The sequence below is a fragment of the Streptomyces phaeofaciens genome, from assembly GCF_014648915.1.
Lineage (GTDB): Bacteria > Actinomycetota > Actinomycetes > Streptomycetales > Streptomycetaceae > Streptomyces > Streptomyces phaeofaciens.
Genome location: NZ_BMSA01000039.1, coordinates 44,118 through 50,956, shown reverse-complemented (window position 1 = coordinate 50,956; position 6,839 = coordinate 44,118). Strand labels below are relative to the sequence as shown.

9 protein-coding genes are annotated in these 6,839 nt (G+C 70.6%); 2 read left to right on the top strand and 7 right to left on the bottom strand.

Features of this window, described 5'->3' with window-relative positions:
- Positions 1-286: 286 nt before the first annotated feature.
- From IE275_RS47385 to IE275_RS40645, 3 genes are all read right to left on the bottom strand, one after another.
- Positions 287-976 carry a GNAT family N-acetyltransferase gene (locus IE275_RS47385; protein ID WP_189717729.1) on the bottom strand — a complete coding sequence of 230 codons (690 nt, stop codon included), beginning with the start codon at positions 974-976 and terminating at the stop codon, positions 287-289.
- A gap of 63 nt (positions 977-1,039) precedes the next feature.
- Positions 1,040-1,189 carry a hypothetical protein gene (locus IE275_RS40650; RefSeq protein ID WP_189717728.1) on the bottom strand — a complete coding sequence of 50 codons (150 nt, stop codon included), beginning with the start codon at positions 1,187-1,189 and terminating at the stop codon, positions 1,040-1,042.
- On the bottom strand, positions 1,186-1,608 hold the full coding sequence (locus IE275_RS40645; protein WP_189717727.1) for a hypothetical protein: 423 nt from the start codon (positions 1,606-1,608) through the stop codon (positions 1,186-1,188). Before IE275_RS40645 ends, IE275_RS40650 begins: the two co-directional genes overlap by 4 nt.
- 231 nt (positions 1,609-1,839) lie before the next feature.
- Between IE275_RS40645 and IE275_RS40640 the strand changes: the two genes are divergently transcribed.
- Positions 1,840-2,652 carry an 8-oxoguanine DNA glycosylase OGG fold protein gene (locus IE275_RS40640; RefSeq protein ID WP_189717726.1) on the top strand — a complete coding sequence of 271 codons (813 nt, stop codon included), beginning with the start codon at positions 1,840-1,842 and terminating at the stop codon, positions 2,650-2,652.
- 118 nt (positions 2,653-2,770) lie between these two features.
- Here IE275_RS40640 and IE275_RS40635 read toward each other — a convergent pair whose 3' ends face one another.
- The 3 genes from IE275_RS40635 to IE275_RS40625 all read right to left on the bottom strand — a co-directional run bounded on the left by IE275_RS40635 (position 2,771) and on the right by IE275_RS40625 (position 4,851).
- The gene (locus tag IE275_RS40635) at positions 2,771-3,370 is read right to left on the bottom strand and encodes a hypothetical protein (RefSeq protein ID WP_189717725.1); all 600 of its coding nucleotides are present in this window, start codon (positions 3,368-3,370) and stop codon (positions 2,771-2,773) included.
- Positions 3,371-3,471: 101 nt separating this feature from the next.
- Entirely contained in the window at positions 3,472-3,771 is a 300-nt protein-coding gene (locus IE275_RS40630; RefSeq protein ID WP_229871114.1) for a hypothetical protein, read from the bottom strand.
- A gap of 123 nt (positions 3,772-3,894) precedes the next feature.
- Positions 3,895-4,851 (bottom strand): ankyrin repeat domain-containing protein, encoded by a 957-nt coding sequence (locus tag IE275_RS40625; protein ID WP_189717724.1) that lies wholly within the window; start codon positions 4,849-4,851, stop codon positions 3,895-3,897.
- Between the two features lie 1,251 nt (positions 4,852-6,102).
- On the opposite strand from IE275_RS40625, the gene IE275_RS47380 reads away from it, so the two are divergent.
- Positions 6,103-6,456: a hypothetical protein gene (locus tag IE275_RS47380; RefSeq protein ID WP_373299377.1), complete on the top strand. Its 354-nt coding sequence runs from the start codon at positions 6,103-6,105 to the stop codon at positions 6,454-6,456.
- Between the two features lie 79 nt (positions 6,457-6,535).
- On the opposite strand, the gene IE275_RS40615 is transcribed toward IE275_RS47380, so the two are convergent.
- A complete protein-coding gene (locus IE275_RS40615) occupies positions 6,536-6,763 on the bottom strand; it encodes a hypothetical protein (RefSeq protein WP_189717723.1) in 228 nt (75 codons plus the stop codon).
- Between the last annotated feature and the right edge of the window lie 76 nt (positions 6,764-6,839).

The window sequence follows — 6,839 nt, the reverse complement described above, 5'->3', positions numbered from 1 at the left end:
CCCTCCTGCACCGCCCGCCACCGGCCGCGCCAGCCGCACCAGCCGCACCAGCCGCACCAGCCGCACCAGCCGCACCAGCCGAACACCACACCTGACGGCAGCGGCACCCGACGCCACCACCGCCCCGGAAGACCCTCGACTCGCTCACCCACCACGTCCAGTCCTTCGCGGCCCTAGCAACTGGACCGCCTCTGCTCCACGGTGGCCACGGTCGGGGTTGCCGGACTGGCACAACCCGCCGAAAACATCCGCTCTCTGCAGTCCCGATGTCCGCGGTCGGCTGCGGTCAGGAAAGCCTCGAGGCCCGCAGGGTGGACCGTCCGGCCTCGCAGCGCGAAGTAGCCTCGTCGGTGGCATGCTCCGACCAGCGGCAGTGGACCGCGCGGCCGGCCGGAAGAGTGAAACGAAACGGGGATCCTGCCGGGGTGAAGTCCGCTCCGGCAAGGGCACGCGCGGATGCGGCGTTGCCTGCCTCGAAACGTGCACGCACGAGAGACAGTCCGCAGTGCTCGTGCCCCAGCCGAGCCGCCGCCCGGAACAGTTCCCCACCGAGCCCGAGCCCCCGCGTGTGGGGAGCGAACACGGCTCCGATTTCCCCTGAGTCGGTGTCCAGGGTGATGTCCGCGGCGTACCTGCCGCCGTCCAGGCGGACACCGACGAGCCGTTCCTTGCCGTCGCGCGGAGGATCGAACGCGTCATGGAGCTCGGGAGGCAGCTCCGCGGGCAGGGCACCGGGACGCAGAAACGTCAGAGCCTCACGGGTTACCGGGTCCGCGACGATGTTGTCCCTGCCCCAGCCGAGCCAGTGCTGGGCCTGCGGATCCGACGCAAGCGCCGTACGGACGGCGGTGTCCAGCCGGATACGGGGCGTATAGAAGAGGAAGCTGTCCGTCCGCAGGACATGCCGCCGGTCGTCACACTGTCCGACGAGCGGGAGCGGAACCGCCCGGTCCGTGCGCCGAAGCCCCCACCACACGCCCCCTCAACGAACACACCCACCACAGGCCAGCGGACTGTAACACTCCACCCACAACGGCTCTCAGCAGCGGGCGAGGTAGAGGGCGGAGGCGGGGGTGTGGGCGGGCGCGGGCACAACCGGGTGGACGATGCCCTCGATGACGGTGGTCAGGGCGGGCCAGGCGGGCAGACAGGTGCAGGCCGTCGCGGCGGTCTGGGAGTGGTCGGTCATGAGGGCTCCGGCGGGGCCGGGGGGCGGGCGCGGCGGCTGTCGGGTGTGCGGCCGATCCGGCCGGCGACGGCCTGGATCTCGCTGGGGCCGTAAGCGGTGCGGATGCCGGAGGGAGTCATGCCGCCGGCCCGGGCGAGGGGTTCGAGCTTGTAGGGACGGTCTCCGTGGAACTCCCTTCCGTAGGCGAGGAGGTGGCGGATCTCGCGGTCGGCGGCCTCGCGGGCCGCGCGGGCGTTGCCGAGAGCGATCATCAGAGGGTCCTCGCGCAGTTCGTCGTGCTGCGCCTCCAGGGCGAACGCGTAGTCCGCGCGAGCCTGTTCGGCCTCCGCGAGAGCGTCGGGGTAGAGCTCCTCCGGCGTGACGTCACCGAACTGCGGCACAGGGACACGGATGGCTGCAAGGTCACCGATCAAATCCATGAATACGATAATCGCAAAAAACTGCGGCAAGCGCAAAGCCCTTTCGTAGTCAGGGAGTTGACCGTGCGGGAGGCGGCGCCGTGGGCCGAGGCTGGCACCTGGTACGGACCGCATGAACGCCTCCATCTCGCTACCGTGTCCAGCGCGCCTGCCCGCCGCATCGGCCGCTGCAAGGGGGTGATACGGATGACGGCCGGCGCCGGTCAGGGCAATGCCCCAGGAGGGGGGAACGTGAACAGACAGGACCGCGCGGATGCGGTGGACCGGGAGATGGCCGCGTCTCTGCTGCCCGATGCCGCCGTGCGGGCACTGGGCCGATGGTGGAGCGAGAACGCGTCGGCGTATGCGGACGGGACGCCCGGGGCGCACACGGTGCGCTACACCCCCGGCCGGTGGGCGCAGATCACTCCGTGGCCTTCGGCTCTGGCCCCCGCCTCCCGCGGCGGTGGCGCCGGGGTCAGCCGGGCGGAGGTGGCCTCGGCCGTCGCAGACGCGCTGCGGCGTGAGGCCTTCAGGGAGGCCCTGGTCGCGACCTACGTGTGGGGCAAGGGCAAGCGCGGCACTCCCGGCGGCAGCGGTCCGGCCACCCTGCACAAGATCCTGGCCGCCGAAGGGCTGGATGCGGCCCTGGCCCGTGCGGTCACCACGTTGAGCGAGCACAGCGCAGAAGCTGCTTACGCGGGGCTCCAGGGCCGCGTTCCCGGGTTCGGTCCGTCGTTCTACACCAAGTTCCTGTACTTCGCCGGCAAGACCGTTCCGCCGGCAACCGGCCCCCAGCCCCTCGTCCTCGACCGGGTTCTCGCCCGGCGCTTGCTGTCTCTGGCCCAGGTGGTCGGCCGGGAGACCGGCCACGACCCCGACGGCTCGATCGCCCGCTGGGTCTGGCGGGACAAAAGCTGGTCACCGCACCGCTACGCGGTCTACCTCTCCTTCCTGCACGCCGCCGCCCGTCAACTGGCCGCCGGCGGCAGCTGGCCGTCCGACGCATCGCCCGACCTGCTCGAATATGCCCTGTTCACCACCACATGGCAGGCATCCGGTTGACGGCACAGCCCGGGCAGGGCGCGCCCCTTCCCGGGCGGCGTCTACGTGAGGACCGCGCAGTGGCGCCTTCATCGGTCCCCTCGCCGTCGAACAAGGCGGCGACCAAGCGCTGGTGCTGTCAGGACGCCGGGGCGGCGGCGGCAAGCTGCCGGTCGGTCTCGGCCGCCATCGTCGCGATGGTGGCCTCCAGACGCTGAACCGACCGGGGAAGGAGCCTGGGGCCGCGCTGCCAGCCCCGGGAGCCGAAGACCGCCCACACCGGGTCGGTGAGCTCGGTCAGCAGCTCGGCCTTCCGGTTGTCGCCGCGCTCGGAGATCGCCACCGCGCGGGCATGCGCCACGTACGTCCCGATCATCTCCCGCAGGACCGCCGCGGGCCAGGTCGGCGCGTAGGTCTCGACGTTGTCGACCATCCACTCGGTCGCCTCGTCGAGCTGCTTCGTCCACCGGGTCCGCTCCGCACGGACGCGGGCACGCATCTCCTCCGTCCATGCCGGGTCATCGGCGGCCGGTTCCTGCACCGCCCGGAGCCGGGCCCCCGCCGAGACGATCCTTAGCATCGACGCCAGGAACTTGTCCCGGGCCTGGTAGAGCTCTGCGATCCTGCGCTTGCGGGCCTCCAGCCGCGGCACCACGAGCCACCCGCTCCCCACCGTCGTGACCAACGCGGTCACCAGCGCGACCCCCACCGTCTCCCACATCCCCGCCTCCGCCGCCATGCCCCACCTCTCCTCGCCCCGGGCACCCGGGGTGATGCATGCTCCCACTCCCGCCACCCCCGTGGCGGGAGTGCAATCTCGTTGTCACGGGCGCCCATGACCTACCCGAGGACGGCCGGGACGGCGTCCTCGGCCATCCAGTCTTCGTCGAAGAGCGCGGCGACCAGATGTGCGTGGGCTTCGGGGCGCTGGCCGGAGCGGTGTTTGGTGCGGGCCTTGGCGAGCCAGGCGCCGATCCTGACGGTGTCGCCGTCGACGCGGATCGCTTCACGGGCAGCGGGGGCGCGGCCTTCGCGGTGCAGGAACAGCTCCAGCAGCTGCACGGTCTGCTCGAAGGTGCGCCGGGTACGGCGGGCGGGGGCGAGCGGGTTGCTGGCGGGGGTGAGGTGCAGGGTGGTCATCAGCCGCTGCTGGCTGGGGTCGAGGGTGGGCCAGGCGGCGAGCTGGCGGGAAAATGAGCCGCGCGCGCCCGGGACGGCCAGGGCGCGGCAGTTCCACCAGCGCCATGACAGCTCTTCTCCGAGTCAGTGACTCCAGTAGTCGCGGCGGGGCAGTTCGACCCACGCATCAGGCGGTCCTACCACGGCACGCCGGTCGTGCAGACGCAGTCCTGCGAAGGCGCAGCAGTAGGCCACGGCGCTGTGCTGGTAGAGGTACGCAGCCAGCACTTCTTCGGAGGTGTCGTTCTCGTGCGGTTCTCCGCCGGGGTGCAGGTCTGATCCCTCGATCGTCCCATGACGGGCGATGCTGCCCTGGTTGCCGCTCTTGGGATTGGCGTACAGGCCGTAGCAGACCGTGCCGGCGGACAACCGGGCCAGCACACCCGGCATCTGCGGCGCGTATCCCCAGGGCTGGGTGACGACGCAGCCGCCCGGCACGGACGTCACGCCGATGATCTGCAGGCTCTCGTCCATGTCGTACGCGTACGGATCGTCCAGCAGCTCATCGATGACATCGTCCGCAACGGGCGTCGCCTGGAGACGGCGCACCGCCTCGGCCGCGTCGATTCCGGCCACGCAGGCCAGCCCCGTACCGTCGTAGTCAAAGGCGCCCAGTGCCGTGGTGAGCCGACGGGCCTCCTGCGCCGCGGCACGCTCCGTGTCGGTCAGGCCTACCCCTTGCGGTACCGGGAACAGGTCCGGCGTCGGTCCGGCCAGGCTCAGCCGCCCCGGTGACCAGCCGCCGATCGACGGCCGCCAGGGATCGGCCCCGGCAGCGGCGAGGGCTCGCGCGTTCTCTGGCTTCCTGGAAACGACGGCCTCCCACAGCGCCGTCACCCTGTCCTCCAGCGCGTCCACATCCGCAACTCGACGAGCCAACTCCGCCACGGCCTCCCGGGACCCGGACACCGCTGCACGATGCAGCGGCCGGCCCCCGCTCCATCTCTCCGGATCAGCGCCCTCGTCAAGACCCCGGCGAATGTCGTCGGCATCCGTCCAGTCCCAGCCCATACCGGCCCAACCGTCACGCTCCACTGCCATCGATCCCCCTCCAGGTCGCAGGCTCTCGCTCCACACGCTCACACGAACAGCTCGCCCCGATCAGCACTCCGGCAGACTATTCGTTCACCCCAGCTCTCCCGGTCACCGCTGACCACCCCGGCGACCATCCTCTCCCTGTTGCGACCCGCCGACCTCCCCTTTGAGCGGGTGCAGTGCGCAAACGGTACGGCAAGCACGCCGGGCACAGGACACCCGCCGTGTTGCGGGAATTCCTTCGGCCGAAGGGGCCTTGACGCACGCCCCTCCCGTCCCGGTATCGCCCCAGGGAGCCGCAGGGCACGGACGATCGGGAGCTGGAGGTCGCGTCGAGGGGCCGGGGTGCGCGCGACGCTGTCTTCCGCACTCGGTGGGCGAGGGAGCGGCGAAGGGGCACGGACAGGGCGCAATGGGCGTTCCAGCAGGGCCTGGCAGCGCTCATGTAATGGAGGGCGGGAAGGTTCTCGTCGACCTGTATCTCTGTGACCGAGCGTCCCATCTGCGGGACTCACCGCGGGACAGGAAGCAGGGAAAGTGTGACTGAGCGCTTCCAGGCACAGGAGTCAGGTAACCGGGTCGGGGTGGGCAGCCAGCCACAACTGCAGTTCACGGTGCCGGAACTGGTAGGCCGGACCGGAGTATCTCATTAACCCTGCGTCACAGCTCCAGTCCAAAAATCGTGCCAGCCGGAACGGAACTCGCCCCCGCGCGCACAGCAGGAACACCATGTATCGCCACGCAGCACTGCTGGGATTCGGGCTTGCCACCACAGCCGCCAGTCCGGACCCCAGCCGGGCCACCAGCCCGGCCAACAGGCCAGCCGCCAGTCCGGCTGGCAGCCCAACGGTCAGCCCGGCCACCGCCCGGAGCGGCACCCGAACATCCTCACAGTCGTAACGGGTGGCGACTGCCCGGGACTGCTTCAGGCGGTTGATTGCCCGTTCGACGGTGTTGCGCTTCTTGTAGCGGAGTGAGCTCGCCCACGCGCACCACGGACAGCGTCCCGGTCAGGTCGCGTCCGCAAGCAAAGGAGGTCCCGTCGGTGAAGTACCGGGAGTAGTCGGGCGCGGTGATGGGCATGCGAGGAACCTTCCGTGAACCGGTGCGTATTCGGTGGATCCTAGAAGCAGGCACTGACATCTCCCGCGTTCCTGCGCTGCATCACGGGAGCGCCTGCTCTGGGTAGGGACGGTGACGGTGCCTGGAGGCAAGGCCCCGGAGCTGGGCAGCCCCATCTGGAACGTCCGCGCGCTCATGATCATGACGACGTTCACCGAGCAGTACGACTTCACCGGCAAGACCGTCATTCCCTTCACCACACACCATGAGCGGCCTGGGCACCACCGAACGCGACTACGCAGCCTCCTGCACCGGTGCGAGGTTCGCGGAAGGACTCGCAGTCAGGGGCGAGGAGGTCAATCAAGCAGATCGGAACGTCAAAGCCTGGTTGCAGCACGTCAGTTTGGAGCCTCGTCCCGTCAAGTGACCCAAACCACTCAAACTTCGATGCCATCTACCCAAACTTCGGTGTCACAGGACAGCAGCGCAGCCTGCGCCGCCCACGCGCGCCGGACCGGCCAATGCCTGGCACGGGACCTGCCAGGATGAACCAGTGAGCACCACCCGCCGCCCTCTGGGCACCGGCCCCCACCGCTGAAAACCAGGAGCCAAGCGCCCGGCGGGGCCCCTAGGACCGGGCGCGGACCGGCCCGCCTGACACCACACCCGACAGGCAGTCCGTGACCCGATGCCAGGGCGCGGCGGCCGCCGGACCGCCGGCATGCCCCCGGGGCGCGGCCGCCCCGACCGAACCGTCCCGGCCGTCCGTCACCCGGGTGTCCGCGTGCACGGGTGCGGGCGCGGTGGTGGCGAGCACGGCGAGGGCAGCCGCAGCGACCAGGATGATCCGTTTCATGATCAGTCAGCCCGGCCCGAGGGCCGCGGCTACGGTCCGGCGTCCGGCGGGACGGCCCGGCTCCCGCGCGGCCCCG

Bases quoted from the DNA above. Each gene is read 5' to 3' on its own strand.
- IE275_RS40650 (WP_189717728.1), bottom strand. From the start codon at position 1,189: ATGACCGACCACTCCCAGACCGCCGCGACGGCCTGCACCTGTCTGCCC.
- IE275_RS40645 (WP_189717727.1), bottom strand. From the start codon at position 1,608: ATGGATTTGATCGGTGACCTTGCAGCCATCCGTGTCCCTGTGCCGCAG.
- IE275_RS40635 (WP_189717725.1), bottom strand. From the start codon at position 3,370: ATGGCGGCGGAGGCGGGGATGTGGGAGACGGTGGGGGTCGCGCTGGTG.
- IE275_RS40630 (WP_229871114.1), bottom strand. From the start codon at position 3,771: ATGACCACCCTGCACCTCACCCCCGCCAGCAACCCGCTCGCCCCCGCC.
- IE275_RS40625 (WP_189717724.1), bottom strand. From the start codon at position 4,851: ATGGCAGTGGAGCGTGACGGTTGGGCCGGTATGGGCTGGGACTGGACG.
- IE275_RS47380 (WP_373299377.1), top strand. From the start codon at position 6,103: ATGATCATGACGACGTTCACCGAGCAGTACGACTTCACCGGCAAGACC.
- IE275_RS40615 (WP_189717723.1), bottom strand. From the start codon at position 6,763: ATGAAACGGATCATCCTGGTCGCTGCGGCTGCCCTCGCCGTGCTCGCC.